Raw genomic sequence first — 21275 nt, forward strand, 5'->3', positions numbered from 1 at the left:
CCCGGCACAACCTACGGGATGCCCCCGATGACCGCAATGGTTGCCCCCGGTAACCCCGAGTCAGGACTCCACGGCGAAGGTGCTGACGACGGCCGCGTGGTCGGACGGCCAGTCGTTGCCCGCCACCTCGGGCCAGGGCGCGGGGATGCCGCTGACGTAGGTCCGGGAGTCGAGTACGCGCAGCCCCCTGTGCAGCACGTAGTCGATCCGGTCCTGCGGCTCGGGCCGCCCGCTGCCGTCCTCCCGCACGGGATGGATCGGCGACCAGGTATGCCCCGGCGCGGTCACCGGATCCGGATGGACCTCCCGGTAGGAGTCGCGGAACCCGGCCTGCTCGGCGGCCTTGGTCACCGGCCACTCGACATCCCTCCAGTCCAGGTGGGACGGGCAGTTGAAGTCCCCCACGAGCACCACCGGCACCGCACCGTCCCCACCGCCGATCCGCCGCAGCGCCTCGCGCAACTGCCCGAGCCGCACCTCCTCGTGGGCGATCAGCTCGGCCGCCCCGAGCCCGTCGAAGTGGAACTCGTAGGGCCCGTACGGGGTGTAGTGCAGATGCGCGGTCCAGATGTCGACCTCGCGTCCGGGGCGTACGGCGATCCGCACCCCGGCGGCTCCGTAGAAACCGACCTCCGGGTCGCCGAGGCGGGCGGTGATGGGGTACCGGCTGATGATCCCGAGGTTCTCGCCGGCCGTGTGGTGGTACCAGCCGAGGGCCTCGGCGAGTTCCCGGGCCGAGGTGCCGGCGGTCTCCTGGAGTCCGACGACGTCCGCGCCGGCCTCCAGAACGGCCTTGACCTGCTTGGCCCGGTGGTCGTCGATCCGGCTGCCGCCGAGCCACAGGTTCCAGGACATGACCCGCAGTTCGGGTACGGCCATGTCGCTCAGCTGCTTCGGCGTGATCCCGACGAGGGTGTCCCGGACGGTCCGGCCGGGTGCGCCGCCGATCGGCGCGAGCGAGGGGACGGCGAGGACCGCGCAGCCGGCCGCCTCGGCGGAGGCGACCCCGGTCTCGGTGTCCTCGACGGCGACACAGCCCGCCGGGTCGACGCCGAGGGCCCGGCAGGCGGCGAGGTACGGGTCGGGGGCGGGCTTGGTGCGGCCGGTGTCGTCGGCGGTGACGGAGGCGGCGAACCGGCCGGCGCCGAGCGCGGCGAGCACGAGGTCGGCGACCGCGCGTGGGGACGCGGTGACCAGGGCGGTGGGAACGCCGGCCGCGGCGAGCGCGTCCAGCAGGTCGAGGGCGCCGGGGCGGGGCACGATGCCGGTGCGGACGCGGTCCGCGAACTCCCGGTGCAGCTCGGCCGCGAGGTCGGCGCCGGACCTGCCGGTGCTGTCGGCCAGCCACTGGGCGGTGTACTCGACCGGACGGCCCAGCACATCGGGCTCGTCGGCCTCGCCGAGCGTGCGCCCGGCGACGCGTTCCACCGCCTCCCACCACAGTCGCTCGGTGTCGACGAGCGTGCCGTCCATGTCGAACAGGACGGCCTGGAGCGGGAGTCGGGGGTGGGGGGTCACGTTGTTGTCATTCCTTACTTCTGGGCTTCTGGACGCTTCCGGACTTCCGGAAGCGTTACTTCTGGGTACGGTCCGCCACGAGCACGGGCCGCTCGGGCAGCGACACGCTCACCGCGGCTCCGGCGCCCAGACCCGCTGCCTCGTGGGCGGGCAGATCGGCCTTGGCCTCGGTGCCGTCGGCGAGCCGTACGGTGACCCGGACGACCGCGCCCAGGAAGGCGGTGGCGACGACGGTGGCCGTACCGGTGCCGTCGGCGCGCACCTGGACCGCCTCGGGCCGTACGAGCACGTCGACCTCGCTCGCGTCCGGTGCCTGTCCGTCGACCGGCAGCCGCTGACCGAGCACCTCGACCCGGTCGTCCTTGACCGTGCCCGGGATCCGGCTCATCGTGCCGACGAACTCGGCGACGAAGGCGGTGGCCGGACGGCCGTACAACTCGGCGGGCTCGGCGCACTGTTCGAGCCGCCCGGCACGCATCACGGCGACCCGGTCGGCGACGGACAGCGCCTCCTCCTGATCGTGTGTCACGAACAGGGTGGTGATGCCGAGTTCCTGCTGAAGGCGGCGGATCTCCTCACGGAGGGTCAGCCGGACTTTGGCGTCGAGGGCCGACAGCGGCTCGTCGAGCAGGAGCACCCGGGGCCGCAGGGCCAGGGCACGGGCGAGCGCGATGCGCTGCTGCTGGCCGCCGGAGAGCTGGTGCGGGAACCGCTCCCCCTTGTCGCCGAGCCCGACGAGGTCCAGCAACTCGGCGGCCCGCGCCCGCCGTTCACTCGTGCGCACCTTGCGCATGCGCAGCCCGAACGCCACGTTGTCGACGGCGTTCAGATGCGGGAAGAGGCTGTACGACTGGAAGACCATCCCGGCGTCCCGGCGATGGGCCGGGACCGAGGTGACGTCCTCGCCGTCCACCAGCACCGCGCCGGAGTCGGGGTGTTCGAACCCGGCGAGCATGCGCAGCGCGGTGGTCTTGCCGCAGCCGGACGGGCCGAGCAGGGCCAGGAACTCCCCGGGGCGGACGGTCAGATCGAGTCCGTCGAGGGCGACGGTGGCACCGAACTCCCGTCGCAGCGACCGGAATTCGACGGTGGCGGCGGTGGTGGCCTTCTCAGGCGTGCTGACACTCATGGTTCATCCCCGGGAGGAAGCGGTTCGGTCACGGCCGCCGGCACCGGCGAGCGCGAGGAGCAGGGCCCAGGTCACCAGGAGACTGAGCACGGACACGGCGACGGACATCTGGGCCTGCGAGCCGCCGACGTTGTAGATCCACACGGCGAAGGGCTGGAAGCCGAGCAGCCGCGCGACGGTGAACTCGCCGAGCACCAGCGCCAGGGTGAGGAAGGCCGCGTTGAGCAGCGCCCCGCGCAGGTTGGGCAGCACGGCTCGCACCAGGGCCTGCGGCCAGTTGGCACCGCAGCTGCGGGCGGCCTCGACGAGGGTGCGCACGTCGATCGCGCGCAGTCCGGCGTCCAGCGCCCGGTACACGAACGGCAGCGCCATCACGACGTACGCGAGGACCAGGACGATCGGGAAGTCCGGGTTCTGGATGGCGACGAACGTCTCGAACAGCGGGGTCCGGGACAGGTGGTCCGGCCCCCACTTCAGCACGCTCGCGATCCCGGCGACGAACGCGATCGGCGGCACCACCAGCGGCAGCGAGCAGACGATCTCGACCACCGGGCGCAGCTTCGGCGCGCTCAGCCGCAGGGCGACCACGGCGGGCACCATCAGCAGCAGCACGACGGCGATGGTGGCGACGGCCAGTTCCAGCGAGAGCACCAGGCTGGAGAGGAAGCCGTCGGCGGACAGGATCTGGGAGTAGGCGTCGAAGGTGACGCCCTGGCCGGGCACGTCGACCGTGAAGACGACGGAGGCGCCCAGCGGGACCAGGAAGTAGAGGGCGGCCAGGCCGAGGACGGCCCAGCGCCACGGGGTCAGGCGTCGAGCCATCGGGCGCTCCGTCGTTGCAGGGGCAGGTACAGGGCCATCACCACGCCGGCCACCAGCACCATGTCCAGGCTCAGGGCGAGGGCCACGTTCTCCTGGCCGACCAGGACGTTGCCGGAGATGGCGTCGGCGATCTGGAGGGTGACCAGCGGGACCGCGCTGCCGACCATCGCGGCGGCGGTGGCGTAGGCGGCGAAGGCGCTGCCGAAGAGCAGCACGAGACCGCCGAGCAGCGAGGGCGCGAGCACGGGCAGCGCCACGAACCGCCAGTACTGCACGCCGGTGGCGCCGTTGTTGAGCGCGGCCTCCCGCCACTGCGCCCGCAGTCCGTCCAGGGCCGGGGTGATGGTGAGGACCATCAGCGGGATCAGGAAGTAGAGGTAGACGAGGACCAGTCCCCAGAAGCTGTACAGGTTCCAGCCGTGGTCCGCGAGGTGCAGGCGCACGGTCAGCACACCGGCGTTGCCGAGGGTCGCCACGAACGCGAACGCCAGCGGCACACCGCCGAAGTTGGCGAGCACGCCGGAGGCGGTGAGCACGGCCTCGCGCAGCGCCCGGGAGCGCGAGCTGACCACGGCCTGCGCGAGCGGCAGCCCGAGGACGGCCGCGATGAGGGCGGAGAGCGCGGACAGCTTGACGCTGCCGACGAGGGCGGTGAGGTAGGGCCCCTGGAGGGAGTCCGTGAGGTTCTTCCCGGTGTACGAGGACACCCCGCTGGCCGGGTCCTTGACCGTGAAGGCGCCGTTCAGCATGGCCACGGCCGGCAGCCCGAAGGCGACGGCCGTGAAGACGAGCAGCGGGACGACGGCCAGCCAGCCGGGGGCGCGGCGCCGCCGCTTCTGGGAAGCGGCGGACGCCACGTCGGCCCGCGTGAGCGTGGCCGTCATCCGGAGACGGCCTTCGACCAGCCCGTCGCGAGGACCGTCTTGGCCTTGTCCTGCTGGGCCTCGGTCGGGAAGGACGGCGTGCCGGTGACCGCGGGCAGCTTGGCGGCGGCGGTCTTGTCCAGGGAGCCGGCGGACTCCATGGAGGTCATCAGGACCGGGCGGGCGTAGCCCTTGAGCCACAGGTTCTGACCCTCGGTGCTGTACAGGTACTCCTGCCACAGGCGGGCGGCCGCCGGGTGCGGGGCGTCCTTGTTGATGGCCTGGGAGTAGAACTGGGCGTACTGGCCGTCGGTCGGGATGGTGACCTTCCAGTCCACGCCCTTGGACTTGAACTCGTCGGCGTACCCGGCGTTCAGGTAGTCCCAGTCGATCGAGATGGGCGTCTCGCCCTTCTCGACGGTGGCCGGGGTGGACTCGACGGGCGTGTAGTTGCCGTTCTTCTTCAGCTTGGCGAAGAAGTCGAGGCCGGGCTGGATGTCGTCGAAGGAGCCCTTGTTGGCGAGCGCGGCCGCGTACACGCCGCCGAACGCCGAACCGGACTTGGTCGGGTTGCCGTTGAGGGCGACCTGGCCCTTGTACTGCGGCTTGAGCAGGTCGGCGAAGGTGGTGGGGCAGGTCTTGACGCGCTTGGCGTCGCAGCCGATGGAGATGTAGCCGCCGTAGTCGTTGTACCAGCGGGCCTGGGGGTCCTTCTGACCGGTGGGGATGTCGTTGTACGAGGTGACCTTGTACGGCGCGAGCAGCCCCTGCTGGGCCGCGCTGAGCGCGAAGGAGGAACCGAGGTCGAGGACGTCCGGGGCGCGGTCCTGGCCCTTGCGCGAGGTCACGGCGGTGATCTCGTCCTGGCTGGAGCCGTCGGGGCTCTCGTCCTCGATCTTGATGCCGTACTTCTTCTTGAAGCCGTCGATGATGGCGCCGTAGTTGGCCCAGTCGCGGGGCACGGCGATGATGTGCAGCGTGCCCTCCTTCTTGGCTGCGGCGACCAGCTTGTCCATGCCGCCGAGGTCGGCGGCGGAGGTGGCGGTGGCGGCGTTCTTGCCGTCGGAGGTGGTGGACGCCGAGTTGTCGGGGGCGGCGCCGCAGGCGCTCAGGGCGAGCGCGGCAACGACGGCGAGGGAGCCGCCAAGGACGGCGGTTCTCGGCAGGGACACGGTCACGGTCTCTCCAGGGAGTACGCACGAGGGTGGGTGACGCTGTGGGTGGCACGGGCGAACTTGTCTGAACAAGTTGGCTCACAGTACGCCCGGCGCGGGTGTCGGGACTGTGAACTCCGGAAAAACCCTGGGCCCCAATTCCCTGCACAGTCCTGACCGGTTCCGGGCTGACACGAATCACCCGGGAACGTCGATTAGGCTGGTCACGCTGTGCACAGCGGCCTATCCAGAGGGGAAGCATGACGGCGCGACACGAGGAGATCGCCGACGAGCTGCGGCGCGCCATCGACCGTGAGGAGTACACCGTCGGCAGTCGGCTGCCCTCGGAGACGGAGCTGGCGGCGCAGTACGGCGTCTCCCGCGGCACCGTCCGCCAGGCCGTCGCCGCGCTCACCTCCGAGGGGCTGATCGGCTCCCGCCAGGGCGCCCGCCGGGTGGTGCTGGCCAGCCGGCGCAGCCAGAGCTTCGCGGAGCTGCGCAGCTTCGCGCAGTGGGCGCGGTCGATGGGCCGCGAGGCGACCGGACACGTGGTGTCCCAGGAGTACCGCCCCGCCACCCAGGAGGACGCGGTCCGCCTGCAACTTCCCCCCGGCACAGCGGTGTTGCACGTACTCCGGGTACGCGGCCTGGACGGCGAACCGGTGTTGCTGGAGCGGACGGTGTACGCGGACTGGATCTCCCCGGCGGTGGCGGCGATAGAGCCGGAGTGCCCGTCGGTGACTCAACGCCTGTACGAGGACACGGGGTTGGTCTTCGCGTACGGCGAGCATGTGATCGACGCGGTCGCCTGCGGCGCGCGGGACGCCGAACTGCTGGGGGTCCGCCGGTCGAGCCCGCTGCTGCGCGTGAGGCGGGTGACGACGACGCGGGAGGGGCGGCCGGTGGAGTGGTCGGACGACCGGTACCGGTCGGACGCGGTCAGCTTCAGCGTGCACAACTCCATCGACAGCAACGCGTTGGCGCGGATGACCGCGGGATAGGGGACGGGGGGTGCGGTCGCACGCCGGGTGCGGGTGATGTGTGGCTTGTCGCGCAGTTCCCCGCGCCCCTTCAGAGCGCGGTACCACCGCCGGCCGAAGGGGCGCGGGGAACCGCGCGATCAGCCACGACGTACCCGCACCCGGCCGACAACCGCACCCCGTCCCGTCCCGCTCTCACCCCGGTGCCCCTGAGGAGAACCTTCTCAGCAGCGGCGACAGCACCAGTACCGACTTGGTGCGCTCCACGAACGGCTCCCCCGCGATCCGCTCCAGCACCCTCTCGAAGTGCCGCATGTCCGACGCGAAGACCTGCACGACCGCATCGGCCTCACCGGTGACCGTGGACGCGGCCACCACCTCCTGGTACCGCTCCAGCCCCCGCTGGATCGTCTCCGGTGAGGTGTTGCGCCGGCAGTAGATCTCGACGAACCCCTCCGTCTCCCAGCCGAGGGCCGCAGGATCGACCCGCACGGTGAAACCCGTGATCGCTCCGGTGGCGCGCAGCCGGTCCACGCGCCGTTTGACGGCGGGCGCGGACAGACCGACCAGTTGCCCGATGTCCGCGTAGGAGCGGCGGGCGTCCTCGGCGAGGGCGTGCACGATGCGTTCGTCGAGATCGTTCAGCAAGGGGTCGTTCAGCTTTCAGGTGTTGCAAGACGGGACCGGCGATAGCCGTATACGAAGTAGAACACGAGCCCGACCGCCATCCAGACTCCGAAGACCACCCAGGTGACGGCCGAGAGGCTGCCCATCATCCAGACGCAGAATCCGAAGCCCAGCGCGGGCAGCAGCGGGGACAGCGGGACGCGGAAGGTACGGGGCATCGCGGGACGCGTCCGGCGCAGCACCACCACCGCGATGTTCACCAGGCCGAAGGCGAACAACGTGCCGATGCTGGTGGCGTCGGCCAGCTGCCCCAGCGGGATCGCGGCGGCCAGGACCCCGCAGAAGACGGAGACGATCACCGTGTTGGCCCGGGGCGCGCCGGTCTTCGGGTGGACCTTGGCGAACACCTTGGGCACCAGGCCGTCCCGGGACATCGCGAAGAGGATGCGGGTCTGGCCGTAGAGCACGGTCAGGACCACGCTGGCGATGGCGACGACCGCGCAGGCGGCCAGCAGGGTGCCCCAGAAGCTCTGGCCGGTCACGTCCCGCATGATCTGGGCGAGGGCGGCCTCGGAGTCGTTGAACTGCCGCCACGGCTTCGCACCGACGGCGACGGCCGCGACGAGGACGTACAGCGCCGTCACGATGACCAGCGACAGCATGATGGCCCGGGGCAGGTCGCGCTGCGCGTTCTTCGCCTCCTCGCCCGCGGTGGAGGCCGCGTCGAACCCGATGTACGAGAAGAACAGCGTCGCCCCGGCCGCGCTGACGCCGGCCATGCCCAGCGGCATGAAGTGCGCGTAGTTGCCGGACCTGAAGCCCATGAAGCCGATGGCGCAGAACAGCACCAGCGCGGCGATCTTCACAGACACCATGATCGTGTTGGCGCGCGCCGACTCCTTGGCGCCGCCGAGCAGGAACACCATCGCGAGGAGCACGACGATCAGGGCGGGCAGGTTGAAGACACCGCCGTCGACGCCGGGCGGCGCGGACAGGGCCTTCGGGAGGGTGACGCCGATGGTCCCGGCGAGCAGCTCGTTGAGGTACTCGCCCCAGCCGACCGCGACCGCGGCGACCGAGACGCCGTACTCCAGGAGCAGACACCAGCCGCAGACCCAGGCGATCAGCTCGCCCATCGTTGCGTATGCGTACGAGTACGAGGAGCCGGCGACCGGGATGGTGCCCGCCAGCTCGGCGTAGGAGAGCGCCGAGAAGAGCGCGGTCAGCCCGGCGATCACGAAGGAGAGGGTGACGGCCGGGCCGGCCTTGGGGACGGCCTCGCCGAGGACCACGAAGATGCCGGTGCCGAGGGTGGCGCCGATGCTGATCATCGTCAGCTGCCAGAGCCCGAGGGAACGCCGCAGCGTGCCCCCTTCGCCCTGCCCGCCCTCGGCCACCAGCCGCTCGACGGGCTTGCGCCGCATCAGTCGGGCACCGACGGAGGGGGAAACGTCGGTTCGTGGGGGTGCGCCTTGGTCAAGCACGCGCGGCTCCTTCGTCGCTGCGGGTCTGGGCGGCCGGGACCGGCGGCGCCCATCCCGCCGGGCCCCACCGAGCGGGGTCCCGGCCACGCCACGTACAGCGCATGACCCTATGAGCCAGCCCTTCACGGACGTAATGCAGCAACCTTGCACGTACACGCAAGATCGTTGCGTGTGTGGTCGGACGGTGCACATTCATTGCACGCCGGGTGCCGCGCGTGCCGAAGGGGCCCGGGGCTGTATCAATATGCGTTCCGCCGCGTAGGCGCGAGCGACCACGAGGACCCGCGCCCGAAGGCGACGAGGCCCCCTCTTCCGGTCAGCTCCAGCTGGCGTGCAGCGGCTTGCCCTCCGCGTAGCCCGCCGCGCTCTGGATCCCCACGATCGCCTTCTCGGCGAACTCCTCCAGGGACCCCGCGCCGGCGTAGGTGCACGAGGACCGCACGCCCGCGATGATCGAGTCGATCAGGTCCTCCACGCCCGGCCGGGCCGGGTCGAGGAACATCCGGGACGTGGAGATGCCCTCCTCGAAGAGCGCCTTGCGGGCCCGGTCGTAGGCCGACTCGTCGGACGTACGGTTGCGCACCGCACGCGCCGAGGCCATGCCGAAGGACTCCTTGTACAGCCGCCCGTCGGCGGCCTGCTGAAGGTCGCCCGGCGACTCGTACGTGCCCGCGAACCAGGAGCCCACCATCACGTTGGACGCGCCCGCGGCCAGCGCCATGGCGACGTCCCGCGGGTGCCGGACACCCCCGTCGGCCCACACGTGCCTGCCGTACTTCTTCGCCTCCGCGGCGCACTCCAGCACCGCCGAGAACTGCGGCCGGCCGACGCCGGTCATCATGCGGGTGGTGCACATGGCGCCCGGGCCCACACCCACCTTGATGATGTCCGCGCCCGCGTCGACGAGATCCTTGACGCCTTCGGCGGAGACGATGTTGCCGGCCGCGATCGGGACCCGCGGGTCGAGGCCGCGGACCAGCTTGATCGCGCTGATCATCGACTCCTGGTGGCCGTGCGCGGTGTCGATGACGAGCGTGTCGACGCCCGCGTCCAGCAGTTGCTTCGCCTTGTCGGCGAAGTCCCCGTTGATGCCGACGGCGGCGGCGATCCGCAGCCTGCCCTGCGCGTCGGTGGCCGGGGTGTACAGGGTGGCGCGCAGGGCGCCCTTGCGGGTGAGGATGCCGGCCAGCTTGCCGTCCCGGTCGACGGCGGGCGCGTAGCGGCGGTTGGCCGTGTCCAGCTTGTTGAACGCCTCGCGCGGGTCGATGTCCGCGTCGATCAGCAGCAGGTCACGGGACATGACCTCGGCCAGCTGGGTGAAGCGGTCGACGCCGTTGAGGTCCCGGTCGGTGACGACGCCGACGGGGCGGCCGTCCTCGTCGACGACGACCCCCGCGTTGTGCGCGCGCTTGGGCAGCAGGGCCAGCGCGTCGGCGACGGTCTGGTGCGGGGCGAGCACGATCGGGGTGTCCAGCACCAGGTGGCGGCTCTTCACCCAGGTGATGACGTCGGTGACCACGTCGATCGGGATGTCCTGCGGAATCACGACGAGTCCGCCGCGCCGGGCCACCGTCTCGGCCATCCGCCGTCCCGCGATCGCGGTCATGTTGGCGACGACCAGCGGGATGGTGGTGCCCGTGCCGTCCGGCGAGTCGAGGTCCACGCCCTGACGCGAGCCGACCGCGGAGCGGCTCGGCACCATGAAGACGTCGTCGTACGTCAGGTCGTACGCGGGCTGGATGTCATTGAGGAAACGCACGTGCCGCACATCCCGGTCGATCAGAGGTGACCCCCGGACCGGCCGGCCAGAGGGAAAAGCACGTACTTCATTGTCCCATGGCGACCGGTATGCGGTGCCCGGGACGAACGTCCAGGCAGGTCAGCGGCGCTTCGGAGGAACCTCCAAGGGTGGCGGCGCACGGCTTCCCGTCTCAGCCGAGGGCGAGCGCCACCGTCAGCCCCGGTTCGCCGTCCGAGGCCTGGGCGAACACGTCCTGGGCCGTCTTCCACTCGTCCGGCCGGGTCCCCGCGTAGCCCTGCCAGCCGGTCACGACCAGGAGGAGTCCGCGGTCGACCGCCTCCGGCGGCCAGACCGAGGGGTCGCGAAGGCTGTCGGCCAGGGCGTCCCAGTTGCGGCCGAACCAGTCGGGCAGGCTCAGGGCGAGGACGGCGCGGTCCATGAGACCGGCCTTGTCCTCGACCCCGGCGAGGTCGAGCACGACCAGATACGGACTCGTCGTCATCTCAGCACCGCCCGGGAGGAGTTGTGGGGATCACGGGGTAGTAGATCCCACCGGTGCGCCGCGTGACAATGCGCACCGGCGTCATGCCTTCCCGGGAGCCGGCGGCAGGTCGTCGAGGAAGTCGCCGGACGGTACGTGGAAGAGCGTGCCGGTGACCGCCGTGGAGAAGTCGAGGATCCGGTCGTGGGTGGCGTCCTGCGTGCCGAGGAACATGTTGCGCAGCATGCGCTCGATGACGTCCGGGGTACGGGCGTACCCGATGAAGTAGGTGCCGAACTCACCCTGGCCGGGGCTGCCGAAGGGCATGTTGTCGCGCAGGATGTCCTGCTCCTCGCCGTCCGGTCCGGTGACGGTGTTCAGGTCGACGTGCGAGCCCGGCTCCTCCAGTTCGATGTTGGTGGCCTTGGTACGGCCGATGATCCGCTCCTGCGTCTCGACCGGCAGCGCGTTCCACGCGTCCAGGTCGTGCAGGTACTTCTGCACGATCACATAGCTGCCGCCGGCGTGCGCGGGGTCCTCCGCGCCGATCAGGACGGCCCCGCGGGCGGCGGCGCCGACCGGGTTCTCGGTGCCGTCGACGAAGCCCAGCAGGTCACGGGCGTCGAGGTACTTGAAGCCCTGCACCTCGTCCTCGACGGTCACCGCGTCGCGCAGCCGGTGCATGATCTCGGCGGCCAGCCCGAAGCAGAGGTCGAAGCGGCCGGCCCGGATGTGGAGGAGGAGGTCGCCGGGGGTGGCGACCGCGGTGTGCCGGGAGCCTTCCAGGGGCCGGAAGGGATGCAGTCCGGCCGGGCGCGGATGGTCGAACAGCCGGTCCCAGGCCTCGGAGCCGATCCCCGCGACACAGCTCAGGGCGGCTTCCGGGGCGCCGAACCCGAAACTGCGCCGCAGCGAGCCCAGATCGCCCAGCACCTCCCGTACCCGCTCCTCGTGCCCGGGGCGGACGGTGACCACCAGGAAGATCGCGGCGGTGGTCAACGGTCCTAGCACCGGCTGGGGTTCGGCTTCCCGTGCGGGCTGGGGTTCAGTGCTCACCGCGTCCTCCCGATGCGATCGGCGCTCGGCCTGTCGTACACATGAGCCGCGCACGTAAGTCGTACACGTATGTCGTACACATAATCGGGGTCGGTGGCGCTCGGTCGGCGCAGACGCTCCATGCGACAGCGTCCAGATCGGCTCACAGGGTGCACTACCGGGCCCGGCGGAGGTCCGCGAGTGCCGGGCGCCCCGGTCCGGTGCCTCCAGCGGGACAGACGGCCGACCCGGTTCAGCCCGGTGAGGGTCGCGGCGAGGACAGCGGGCCACCCGCCCGGCCCGGGAGCTGTTCTCCCTGCCGGATCCGGCGGCGCCAAGATTTTTTCGCTCTCTCGGAATAGACAGACCTGTCTATGCCGTTGACCAGGCCATGTAGACAGACCTGTCTACTCATTCGCCCTCTGTGAACCGACGGTCTCCAGCCCCGGCCCCGCGAAGGATCTCCCCGATGAACCACCTCGCACCGCACGAGCGAACCAAGCCGTCGAGCAAGCCGATCCCGCCGCGCGCGGCGTTCTACGTGCTCGCCTCCGTCGTCGTCTCCTTCCTCGCCGCCTCCAGCGCGCCCACCCCGCTCTACGCCTCCTACCAGGCCGAATGGGGCTTCAGCCCGATCACCACCACCGTGGTCTTCGGCATCTACGCCATCGCCGTGCTGACCGGCCTGCTGGTCCTCGGCAAGCTGTCCGACCACGTCGGCCGCCGCCCCGTCCTGATCACCGCGATCGCCGCCCAGGCCGTCGCGATGGTGCTGTTCTCCACCGCCGGGGGCGTCGGCGAACTGCTCGTCGCCCGGGTCGTGCAGGGCCTGTCCACCGGCGCCGCGCTCGGCGCGGTCGGCGCCGCGATGATGGACATCAACCGCTCCCGGGGCACTGTGGCGAACGCCTTCGCCCCCGGCCTGGGCACCGCGACAGGCGCCCTGGTCAGCGGTTTCGTCGTGCAGTACCTGCCCGCCCCGACCCACACGATCTACCTCGGCCTGCTGGGTGTGTTCGTGGCCCAGGCCGTGGCCATCGCCCTGATCGACGAGACCGTCACCCGTGAGCCCGGCGCCCTGGCCGCCCTGGTGCCCGAGATCAAGCTTCCGCGCACGGTCCGCGGCGCCGCCCTCGCGGCCGCCCCGGTCATCTTCGCCGTCTGGGCGCTCGCCGGGTTCTACGGCTCCCTCGGCCCCGCCCTGGTCCGCACCCTGGTCGGCTCCGACTCCGCCGTCTACGGCGGCCTCGGCCTCTTCGTCCTCGCGTTCGTCGCGGCCGCCTCCGTCCTCGTGCTGCGCAATGCCACGGCGACGACCGTGATGTACACCGGCATCGGAGCGCTGGTCGTCGGCGTCGCCGTCACGCTGCTGGCCGTCGACCAGAGCGCACCGGTGCTGTTCTTCGTCGGTACGGCCGTCGCCGGCTTCGGCTTCGGCAGCGGCTTCCAGGGCGGCATTCGCACCGTGCTGCCGCTGACCAGGCCGCACGAGAGCTCGGGCGTGCTGTCCCTGCTGTTCGTCGTCGCCTACCTCGGCATGGGCGTCCCCTCCGTCCTCGCCGGAACGCTCGTGGTGCACGGCGGCGGGCTGGTGCCGACCTCCGAGGAGTACGGCGCGGTGGTCATCGCCCTGGCGCTGCTGGCCCTCGCCGCCCTGCTGCTGCGCCGCGGCCCGCAGAGCGCGCCCGGGGTCCTGGTGGCCGCCGGAGGCTCGCCCGCCGTGGAGGCCCGGGAGGCCGAGCGCGCCGACGCGGTGTCCCGGTGACTGAGTAGACCGGTCTGGCCAGTCGTAGAGTGGAAGTGTCGAGAAGGTGGGTGGCATGACGAAGACGTTGACTGCCAAGGCTCCCACGGCCCGGGAGCGACTGCTGTCGGCCGCGAACGAGTTGTTCTACGCGGAGGGCGTGCAGACGGTCGGGATCGACCGGATCATCGAGCGCGCCGGGGTCGCCAAGGCCTCGCTGTACAACACCTTCGGCGGCAAGGAACAGCTCGTCCGCGCCTATCTCGACTCCCGGTACGCCAAGCTGTCCACCCGCCTGCTGCGCGCCGTCGACGGCACCGACGATCCGCGGGAGCGGCTGCTGGCCGTCTTCGACGCGCAGGCCGCGCTCTTCGCCGAGCAGAGCTACCACGGGTGCGCCTTCGTGGCGGCCAGCGCGGAGGCCAAGCACGGCAGCGCCATCGAAGAGGTCTCTGACACCTACCGTGCCTGGGTCCGGGCGCTGTTCACCGACCTCGCCCGGGAGGCCGGCGCCCCGGATCCCGAGATCCTCGCCCGCCAGCTCCACCTGCTGTACGACGGGGGCGGTCTGTCCGCCCGGATGGACCGCGACCCGTCGGCGGGCGCGGTCGCCCGGCAGGCGGCCACCGTCCTGATGGACGCGGCGCTGGCCGCCGGTCCCGCGGAGCCGGTTTCCTGACCTCGTTCCTGAGGGCCACGTTCCTGAGGCCGCCTTCCTGAGGCCGCGTTCCTGAGATCACTTTCCTGAGGCCCGTTTCCGAGGCCGCGTTCCTTCAAGGCCGCCGCTCCCAGAGCGCGTCTCTCGTCTCTCCCGCACCCGACCATGTGGCGCCGCCGTGCCGCCGTGCCGTGCCGCCCAGGGCGGTCGGTTGTGCTGCTCCCGTCCCTCCCCTCCCCTCCCCTCCCCTCCCCGCCCCTCCCTTTCCTGCTCCCCCTCCCCCACCCTCACCCCCAACGGAGTTGAGTCATGTCCACGATCCGATCGGTAGCGGTCGCCGAGCCGTCCGGGAAGCTGCAAGTCGTCGAGAGCGAGGCCGTCGCGCCCGCCCACGGTCAGGTCCGCATCGCCGTGGAGGCGTGCGGGGTCTGCCACACCGACTCGCACTTCGTCGACAACCACCTTCCGGGTCTGGCCTTCCCGGTCACGCCCGGCCACGAGATCGCCGGCCGGATCGCGGAGGTCGGCCCCGGTGTGCAGCGCTGGGCGGTGGGCGACCGGGTCGCCGTCGGCTGGTTCGGCGGCCACTGCACCTACTGCGACCCCTGCCGGCGCGGTGACTTCGTGCACTGCGAGCGGGCCCAGGTACCCGGCCTCGCCTACCCCGGCGGCTACGCGGAGTCCGTCACCGTCCCGGCCAACGCACTGGCCCGCATCCCGGACGAGCTGACCGCCGTGGAGGCCGCGCCACTGGCCTGCGCGGGGGTCACCACCTTCGCCGCGCTGCGCCGCAGCCAGGCCCGCCCCGGAGACCTGGTCGCCGTCCTGGGCCTGGGCGGCCTCGGCCATCTGGGCGTGCAGTTCGCCGCCAGCATGGGCTTCGACACGGCGGTCATCGCACGCGGGGAGGAAAAGGCGTCACTGGCCCGGGAGTTGGGCGCCCGCCACTACATCGACTCGACCCGGCAGGACGTGGCGGCCGAGCTGACCGCGCTCGGCGGTGCGAGTGCGGTCCTCGCGACCGCGGCCAACGCCGACGCCATGGCCGTCGCGGTGGACGGTCTGAAGGCCAACGGTGAACTGCTCGTGGTGGGCATCGACGCGGCCCCCATGCGGCTGTCCCCGCTCCAGCTCATCACCAACTCCCGTACCGTGCACGGTCATCCGAGCGGAGACGCGATGGACGTCGAGGACACCCTCGCCTTCGCCGCGCAGCAGGGGGTGCGGGCCTGGGTCGAGGAGGCTCCGCTGGCGGAGGCGGCCGCCGCGTACGACCGCATGATGCGCAACGAGGCCCGCTTCCGGATGGTGCTCACGACCGGCGCCTGACACGGACCCGGGCACCAGGGACCACCGCGGCAGCGTTGTCACCGATGCCGCCGCGGCGATCCCGTCAGGAACCGTCGGGGTCGGAACGGTTCAGCGTCGGCTTGGGCGTCGGCCCCGCCGTCATCAGGTAGTCCGCCGCCGAGGTGTCGGTGACGAGGCTGGTGACCAGCCCCGACCTCAGCACCGCGTCGATCGCGGCCGCCTTGCGCTGCCCGCCCGCGATCGCGACGACCTCGGGGATACGGCGCAGCTGGTCGGCCTTGACCGTGATGCATCGTTCCCCCAGGTCGCGTCCGACCCGGCGGCCCTCGGCGTCGAAGAGGTGCGCGGCCATCTCGGCGGCGACGCCGAGCGTGGCGTAGTGCGCACGCTCCTCGTCGCTGAGCATGTCGTGCACCGTCGAGATACCGCGCTCCCAGGAGCCGATGGAGACACAGGCGACCGTGACCTTGTCGAAGTACTCGAAGGCCCGGGCGATACCGGTCTGGTTCCGCAGCGCGGCCGCGGTGGCCGCGTCCGGCAGCAGCATCGGCGCGTAGATGGGGTGGGCGTCGCCGCCGGACACCTGGGCGGCGCGCCGGACGGCCTCGACCGAACCGCGCTCAGAGGTCCCCGCGTCGTACACACCCGTCAGCTGCACCACCGTGCACGGGGGCAGCCGGTCGAGCGCCGCCGCCATGTGGATGGTGGACCGGCCCCAGGCGAGGCCGAGCACATCGCCCTCGTTGACCAGCTCGCCGAGCAGGTCGGCGGCCACTTCTCCGAGATTCTCGGGGTCGGGGGTCTCCTCCGCCTCGGCCGGGGACTCGACCACCACGGCGTGCCGCAGGCCGTAACGGGCGCGGAGCGCGTCGGAGCGCTCGGCGTCCAGTTCGGCCGGCACACGGATCTCGATGCGTACGAGATCCCTTTCGAGGGCAGTCTCCAGTACCCGGGCCACTTTGAAGCGGCTGACGCCGAACTCCTCGGCGATCTGGATCTTGGACTTGCCCTCAAGGTAGAAGCGGCGGGCCATGGCCGCCGCCTGCACCAGCTCAGCGGGTCCCATCCGCATGGCTGACCGGCCCGCCGACATACCCGACACGGCCATCTCCTCACTGCTGTTCACACTCTGGATACGCCGTTCATCCTCGCAGATCCGGCGCAGTCGATCAGCCCTGATCGGAGCCGTTCACGTTCCCGTACCTCAGTGGTCGCACGCCCAGGACGCGGCAGCCGTGGCCGCCTCGGCCTGGCTGCGTAGTGCACGTACCGCCTCTGCCGGGTCGTTTGCCCCGTACACCGCCGAACCTGCCACAAAAACGTCGGCTCCGGCGTCCGCACACCGTTCGATCGTCGACGCCGAAACTCCTCCGTCGACCTGCAGCCAAAGCTCCAGCCCGTGCTTGCTGATCAACTCCCGGGTGCGGCGGATCTTCGGCAGCATGATGTCGAGGAACGCCTGGCCGCCGAAGCCCGGCTCCACCGTCATGATGAGCAGCATGTCCAGCTCGGGGAGCAGGTCCTCGTACGGTTCGATGGGCGTCGCGGGCTTGAGCGCCATGGCGGCGCGGGCGCCCTTCGCCCGGATCTCGCGCGCGAGCCGCACCGGGGCCGCCGCCGCCTCCACGTGGAAGGTGACGGACGAGGCACCCGCTTCGACGTACTGGGGTGCCCAGCGATCGGGGGCGTCGATCATCAGATGGCAGTCCAGCGGGGTGTCCGTGGCCCGGGCCAGGGATTCTACGACCGGCACACCGAGCGTGAGGTTCGGGACGAAGTGGTTGTCCATGACGTCGACGTGGAGCCAGTCGGCGCCTTCGACCGCCTTGGCCTCGTCCGCGAGGCGGGCGAAGTCGGCGGACAGGATGCTGGGGTTGATCTGCGCTGCCATGCGTCAAGCCTGCCATGCCCCGACGGGGAGGGCCGATTCAGGTTCGGGATGGGGACCGTTGTTTGGACAGTGCAGATAGTTCGTGGCCGATCGCGCGGTTCCTCGCGCCCCGTAGGGGGCGCTTCGCCTGCCGCTTCGTCCCAGCCGCGGGCGCTCGTGCCGGCTCATCCTGTCATCCTGCCGCGGGCAGTCGTGCCGCCGGAGCGGCACGGGTGGGCGCGGGCGGCACCCGGCGAGCGCCCGTAAGGCCCCCCGCCCTCAGCCGGTCCTCCGGATCAGCGCCAGGTACATCGCGTCCGTGCCGTGCAGATGCGGCCACAGCTGGACGTCCGGGCCCTCGCCCAGGGCGGGCACGCCTGGCAGCAGCGGACGCGCGTCCAGCAGCTCCGTCTCCTGCCGCTGCTTGAGCACGTCCTGGACCACCGCCCGCGTCTCCGCGAGATGCGGCGAGCACGTGGCGTACCCGACGACCCCGCCCACCCGCACCGAGTCGATCGCCGTCCGCAGCAGCGCACGCTGCAGCGGAGCGAAGTTGTCGAGGTCCTCGGGCCGACGGCGCCAGCGCGCCTCCGGACGCCGGCGGAGGGCGCCGAGACCGGTGCAGGGGACGTCCATCAGCACCCGGTCGAAGGTGCCGGGCCGCCACGGCGGCCGGGTGCCGTCGGCGGCGATCACCTGGTACGGCCCCGGATTGCCGGACAGCGCCTTCTCGACCAGACCGGCCCGGTGCGGCTGCTTCTCCGAAGCGAGGAGCACCGCCCCGCGCTCCGCGGCGAGCGCGGCGAGCAGCGCGGCCTTGCCGCCGGGCCCGGCGCAGCCGTCGAGCCAGGTCCCGTCAGGGCCGTCGAGCGGGGCGTTGGCGAGCGCGAGGGCCACCAGCTGGCTGCCCTCGTCCTGTACCCCGGCGCGCCCCTCCTGGACGGCCTCGATGGCGCCGGGCTCCCCGCCCTCGCTGAGCCGCACCGCGTACGGCGACCAGCGCCCCGGCACGGCCGCCTCCTCGTCGAGCAGTTCCTCGGGGGTGGCCCGCCCGGGCCGGGCGACCAGTGTCACCTCGGGCCGTTCGTTGTCGGCGGCCAGCAGGTCCTCGATCCCCGCGCGGCCTCCGCCCAACGAGTCCCAGAGCGCGGAGACGACCCACCGCGGGTGCGAGTGCACGACGGCGAGATGGTCCTCGGGGTCCTGGTCGTAGGGCGGTGCGACCTTCGCGAGCCAGCCGTCGAGATCGTCCTGCGCGACCTTGCGCAGCACGGCGTTGACGAACTTGGCACGCCCGTCGCCCAGCACCACCCGGGCCAGCTCGACGGAGGCGGAGACGGCGGCGTGGGACGGGATCCGCGTGCCGAGCAGCTGGTGCGCGCCCAGACTCAGCACGTCCAGCACCGGCGGGTCGACCTCGCGCAGCGGCCGGTCCACGCACTCGGCGATGATCGCGTCGTACGTCCCCTGCCGGCGCAGCGTCCCGTAGACCAACTCGGTGGCGAGGGCCGCGTCCCTTCCGTCGAAGTCACCTTTCTCCCGCGCTTTGCGCAGCAGCGGTGGCAGCACGAGGTTGGCGTACGCGTCCCGCTCGTCCACGGCGCGCAGCGCCTCGAAGGCGAGGAGACGGACGGGGTCCTTCTGGGGACGGCGGTAGGGCTTGGCGGGCCGACGCGGCCCCCTGGACTGCTGGCTCACGAAAAAGGTGCTCCGGGTATGGGAATGATGCGACTCCCAGCGTACGTCGCGCACACCGGAAAGCCGCTGCCGAGAAGGGGCGGCTCAGTCGCCGAGGGTCTCTCCGGCGCCGATGCGCACACCACGCGCCCAGTCGGCCGCCCGCATCGGCTTCTTGCCCTGGGCCTGTACCCAGAGCAGTTCCACGGCGTACGACCCCGTCCCCACGTGCGCGCTGTTCTTCCCGACGGCGATCTGCGCCGGGGCGAGATCGGTCCGCTCGGGCACCGGCGCGACCTGGATCAGCTTGAGCCGCTCGCCGCGGAAGGTGGTCCAGGCACCGGGGGCGGGAGTGCAGCCGCGCACCACCCGGTCGACCCGCAGCGCGGGCGCCGACCAGTCGACCTTGGCGTCCTCGACGGTGATCTTCGGAGCGAGGGTGATGCCCTCGGCCGACTGCGGTACGGCCTTGAGCGTGCCGTCCTCGATGCCGTCCATGGTGGCGGCGAGCAGCCCGGACCCGGCGAACGCGAGCCGCGTCAGCAGGTCGCCGCTGGTGTCGGTAGGCCGGATCTCCTCGGTGACGGTCCCGTAGACGGGCCCGGAGTCGAGGCCCTCCTCGATCAGGAAGGTGCACGCGCCCGTGATCTCGTCGCCCGCCATGAGGGAGTGCTGGACGGGCGCCGCGCCACGCCACGCGGGAAGCAACGAGAAGTGCAGGTTGACCCACCCGTGGGCCGGCACGTCGAGCGCGACCCGCGGCAGCAGTGCTCCGTACGCCACCACCGGGCAGCAGTCGGGCGCGATGGCCTTCAGCCGCTCCAGGAACTCCGGATCGCGCGGCTTCTGCGGCCTCAGCACCTCGATGCCGGCCTCCATCGCCCGCTCGGCCACCGGCGAAGCGATCAGCCTGCGGCCCCGCCCGGCCGGCGCGTCGGGCCGCGTGACCACGGCGGCCACCTCATGCCGCCCGGAGGCGATGAGAGCGTCCAGAGCGGGAACGGCGACTTCGGGGGTACCGGCGAAGACAAGCTTCATGGGCGACTGAGGGCCTCTCGGACACGACGAACACGGGCAACACACAAGTCTATGCCGCAACCCAAACCCACCACCGACAAACCACAGCCCACGGCGGCCCACGGCCCACACCCCGCGAGCAACAAGCCCGCCAACCCGCGAGCCCGCCAACCCGCCAACCCGCCAACCCACCGGCCCACCGGGCCGCCAACGCGCCAACCCGCGAGCCCGCCAACCCGCCAACCCGCCAACCCGCGAGCCCACCAGCCCGCCAGCCCGCCAGCCCGCCAGCCCGCCAGCCGGCCAGCCCGCCAGCCGCGAATCGCCAGCCGTAACGCGTAGGCCGTATGCCGAATGCCGTAAGCCGCGAACCGTGAGCCGCCGACGGCGCACACCCCCACTGGTCGCTCGGCCTCTCTGCCAACCGAACGGGCGGTGCGCGGGCGGGAGAACACGGCGACACCCCGGCGTACGCATATGCCCATACGCCCCCACACCGTGACCAGCGGCGCGCCCACGCGTTGGTCAAGTAAGAGTTGACCACAACGGGCCGCATACGCGGCCCATTCCTTTCAACGCCGGTTCGAGAGGCTTGTTCATGGCCGACCACGCAACCCACGACGCCCAGGCCCGGGCCAGCCTGCACTTGTTGGTGCGGGACATCGAGCGGGTCCGCCGGCAGGTGGACGCACTGCGCACGCTCACCGCCCAGTTGGGCAACGTCTACCGCCCGCGCCGCTCCGGCCCGTCCACGGGCTTCGTCGTCTACGGACGCGCCCCCGCCCCGACGGTCCGCCTCGCCCAGGAACTCCGGGACAGTGTCGAAACCCTGGTCACGGCCGCCGTGGACTTCGACCGCTCACTCGGCTTCTCGTGGGACGCGGTGGGCTCCGCGCTCGGGGTGACCAAGCAGGCGGTGCACCGCCGTTACGGCGCCCGCCGCGCCGCGGCCCAGCCGACACCGGCCGCCGAGACCGAACGGCCGACCGAGCCGTCCGGCGCTCGCGCCCTCAACATGGGCGTCGGCCTGCCCTCGGTGCCCACGGTCCCGGCCGCCCGCTCCATGCCGACCCAGCCGACCGCGGGCAGCCCCACCCTCCGCGACGAGGCGAGGCCAACGGCCTTCCCCGGCCCGCGCAACGGCTGACTCGGACACACCCGGCT

At 71.7% G+C, this 21275-nt stretch carries 19 protein-coding genes; 5 read left to right on the forward strand and 14 right to left on the reverse strand.

Annotated elements, in window-relative coordinates:
- Positions 1-60: 60 nt before the first annotated feature.
- Genes ABZ642_RS41710 through ABZ642_RS41730 form a run of 5 tightly spaced genes read right to left on the reverse strand, consistent with a single transcriptional unit; the run spans position 61 to position 5510 of the window.
- Positions 61-1518 carry an HAD-IA family hydrolase gene (locus ABZ642_RS41710; RefSeq protein ID WP_360495370.1) on the reverse strand — a complete coding sequence of 486 codons (1458 nt, stop codon included), beginning with the start codon at positions 1516-1518 and terminating at the stop codon, positions 61-63.
- Between the two features lie 55 nt (positions 1519-1573).
- Positions 1574-2647 (reverse strand): ABC transporter ATP-binding protein, encoded by a 1074-nt coding sequence (locus tag ABZ642_RS41715; protein WP_360495373.1) that lies wholly within the window; start codon positions 2645-2647, stop codon positions 1574-1576.
- Between the two features lie 3 nt (positions 2648-2650).
- On the reverse strand, positions 2651-3469 hold the full coding sequence (locus ABZ642_RS41720; protein WP_360495376.1) for an ABC transporter permease subunit: 819 nt from the start codon (positions 3467-3469) through the stop codon (positions 2651-2653).
- Positions 3454-4353, reverse strand: a complete 900-nt coding sequence (locus ABZ642_RS41725; RefSeq protein WP_360495379.1) for an ABC transporter permease subunit — start codon at positions 4351-4353, stop codon at positions 3454-3456. The genes ABZ642_RS41720 and ABZ642_RS41725 overlap by 16 nt, the downstream gene beginning before the upstream one ends.
- Positions 4350-5510 (reverse strand): extracellular solute-binding protein, encoded by a 1161-nt coding sequence (locus tag ABZ642_RS41730; RefSeq protein WP_360495382.1) that lies wholly within the window; start codon positions 5508-5510, stop codon positions 4350-4352. The genes ABZ642_RS41725 and ABZ642_RS41730 overlap by 4 nt, the downstream gene beginning before the upstream one ends.
- A gap of 236 nt (positions 5511-5746) precedes the next feature.
- On the opposite strand from ABZ642_RS41730, the gene ABZ642_RS41735 reads away from it, so the two are divergent.
- Positions 5747-6487: a GntR family transcriptional regulator gene (locus ABZ642_RS41735; protein ID WP_360495384.1), complete on the forward strand. Its 741-nt coding sequence runs from the start codon at positions 5747-5749 to the stop codon at positions 6485-6487.
- A 174-nt stretch (positions 6488-6661) separates the two neighbouring features.
- Here ABZ642_RS41735 and ABZ642_RS41740 read toward each other — a convergent pair whose 3' ends face one another.
- From ABZ642_RS41740 to ABZ642_RS41760, 5 genes are all read right to left on the reverse strand, one after another.
- Positions 6662-7114: an Lrp/AsnC family transcriptional regulator gene (locus ABZ642_RS41740; protein ID WP_046726552.1), complete on the reverse strand. Its 453-nt coding sequence runs from the start codon at positions 7112-7114 to the stop codon at positions 6662-6664.
- Positions 7115-7122: 8 nt separating this feature from the next.
- Positions 7123-8577, reverse strand: coding sequence for an amino acid permease (locus ABZ642_RS41745; protein WP_360495387.1), 1455 nt, complete (start codon positions 8575-8577; stop codon positions 7123-7125).
- A gap of 316 nt (positions 8578-8893) precedes the next feature.
- Positions 8894-10336 carry a GuaB1 family IMP dehydrogenase-related protein gene (locus ABZ642_RS41750; RefSeq protein WP_360495390.1) on the reverse strand — a complete coding sequence of 481 codons (1443 nt, stop codon included), beginning with the start codon at positions 10334-10336 and terminating at the stop codon, positions 8894-8896.
- A gap of 172 nt (positions 10337-10508) precedes the next feature.
- Positions 10509-10820, reverse strand: coding sequence for a barstar family protein (locus ABZ642_RS41755; RefSeq protein ID WP_360495393.1), 312 nt, complete (start codon positions 10818-10820; stop codon positions 10509-10511).
- A gap of 81 nt (positions 10821-10901) precedes the next feature.
- Positions 10902-11855, reverse strand: a complete 954-nt coding sequence (locus ABZ642_RS41760; protein WP_360495396.1) for a Dyp-type peroxidase — start codon at positions 11853-11855, stop codon at positions 10902-10904.
- A gap of 448 nt (positions 11856-12303) precedes the next feature.
- Here ABZ642_RS41760 and ABZ642_RS41765 point away from each other — a divergent pair, with 448 nt between their 5' ends.
- The 3 genes from ABZ642_RS41765 to ABZ642_RS41775 all read left to right on the forward strand — a co-directional run bounded on the left by ABZ642_RS41765 (position 12304) and on the right by ABZ642_RS41775 (position 15565).
- On the forward strand, positions 12304-13599 hold the full coding sequence (locus ABZ642_RS41765) for an MFS transporter (protein WP_360495399.1): 1296 nt from the start codon (positions 12304-12306) through the stop codon (positions 13597-13599).
- 55 nt (positions 13600-13654) lie between these two features.
- Positions 13655-14257 (forward strand): TetR/AcrR family transcriptional regulator, encoded by a 603-nt coding sequence (locus ABZ642_RS41770; protein WP_360495402.1) that lies wholly within the window; start codon positions 13655-13657, stop codon positions 14255-14257.
- A gap of 288 nt (positions 14258-14545) precedes the next feature.
- Positions 14546-15565, forward strand: coding sequence for an alcohol dehydrogenase catalytic domain-containing protein (locus tag ABZ642_RS41775; RefSeq protein ID WP_360495404.1), 1020 nt, complete (start codon positions 14546-14548; stop codon positions 15563-15565).
- 64 nt (positions 15566-15629) lie between these two features.
- On the opposite strand, the gene ABZ642_RS41780 is transcribed toward ABZ642_RS41775, so the two are convergent.
- From ABZ642_RS41780 to fmt, 4 genes are all read right to left on the reverse strand, one after another.
- On the reverse strand, positions 15630-16673 hold the full coding sequence (locus ABZ642_RS41780) for a sugar-binding domain-containing protein (RefSeq protein ID WP_360495407.1): 1044 nt from the start codon (positions 16671-16673) through the stop codon (positions 15630-15632).
- A 78-nt stretch (positions 16674-16751) separates the two neighbouring features.
- Positions 16752-17438 (reverse strand): ribulose-phosphate 3-epimerase, encoded by a 687-nt coding sequence (gene rpe / locus ABZ642_RS41785; RefSeq protein WP_360495410.1) that lies wholly within the window; start codon positions 17436-17438, stop codon positions 16752-16754.
- 258 nt (positions 17439-17696) lie between these two features.
- Positions 17697-19115 (reverse strand): transcription antitermination factor NusB, encoded by a 1419-nt coding sequence (locus ABZ642_RS41790; RefSeq protein ID WP_360495413.1) that lies wholly within the window; start codon positions 19113-19115, stop codon positions 17697-17699.
- 84 nt (positions 19116-19199) lie between these two features.
- Positions 19200-20132 carry a methionyl-tRNA formyltransferase gene (fmt, locus tag ABZ642_RS41795; RefSeq protein WP_360495416.1) on the reverse strand — a complete coding sequence of 311 codons (933 nt, stop codon included), beginning with the start codon at positions 20130-20132 and terminating at the stop codon, positions 19200-19202.
- A gap of 577 nt (positions 20133-20709) precedes the next feature.
- Here fmt and ABZ642_RS41800 point away from each other — a divergent pair.
- Positions 20710-21258, forward strand: a complete 549-nt coding sequence (locus ABZ642_RS41800) for a hypothetical protein (RefSeq protein ID WP_360495419.1) — start codon at positions 20710-20712, stop codon at positions 21256-21258.
- The last annotated feature ends 17 nt before the right edge of the window (positions 21259-21275 follow it).

Source organism: Streptomyces sp. NPDC007157 (assembly GCF_040634235.1).
Classification (GTDB): Bacteria; Actinomycetota; Actinomycetes; order Streptomycetales; family Streptomycetaceae; genus Streptomyces.

Bases quoted from the DNA above. Each gene is read 5' to 3' on its own strand.
- ABZ642_RS41715 (WP_360495373.1), bottom strand. From the start codon at position 2,647: ATGAGTGTCAGCACGCCTGAGAAGGCCACCACCGCCGCCACCGTCGAA.
- ABZ642_RS41720 (WP_360495376.1), bottom strand. From the start codon at position 3,469: ATGGCTCGACGCCTGACCCCGTGGCGCTGGGCCGTCCTCGGCCTGGCC.
- ABZ642_RS41725 (WP_360495379.1), bottom strand. From the start codon at position 4,353: ATGACGGCCACGCTCACGCGGGCCGACGTGGCGTCCGCCGCTTCCCAG.
- ABZ642_RS41735 (WP_360495384.1), top strand. From the start codon at position 5,747: ATGACGGCGCGACACGAGGAGATCGCCGACGAGCTGCGGCGCGCCATC.
- ABZ642_RS41755 (WP_360495393.1), bottom strand. From the start codon at position 10,820: ATGACGACGAGTCCGTATCTGGTCGTGCTCGACCTCGCCGGGGTCGAG.
- ABZ642_RS41765 (WP_360495399.1), top strand. From the start codon at position 12,304: ATGAACCACCTCGCACCGCACGAGCGAACCAAGCCGTCGAGCAAGCCG.
- ABZ642_RS41770 (WP_360495402.1), top strand. From the start codon at position 13,655: ATGACGAAGACGTTGACTGCCAAGGCTCCCACGGCCCGGGAGCGACTG.
- ABZ642_RS41775 (WP_360495404.1), top strand. From the start codon at position 14,546: ATGTCCACGATCCGATCGGTAGCGGTCGCCGAGCCGTCCGGGAAGCTG.
- rpe (WP_360495410.1), bottom strand. From the start codon at position 17,438: ATGGCAGCGCAGATCAACCCCAGCATCCTGTCCGCCGACTTCGCCCGC.
- fmt (WP_360495416.1), bottom strand. From the start codon at position 20,132: ATGAAGCTTGTCTTCGCCGGTACCCCCGAAGTCGCCGTTCCCGCTCTG.
- ABZ642_RS41800 (WP_360495419.1), top strand. From the start codon at position 20,710: ATGGCCGACCACGCAACCCACGACGCCCAGGCCCGGGCCAGCCTGCAC.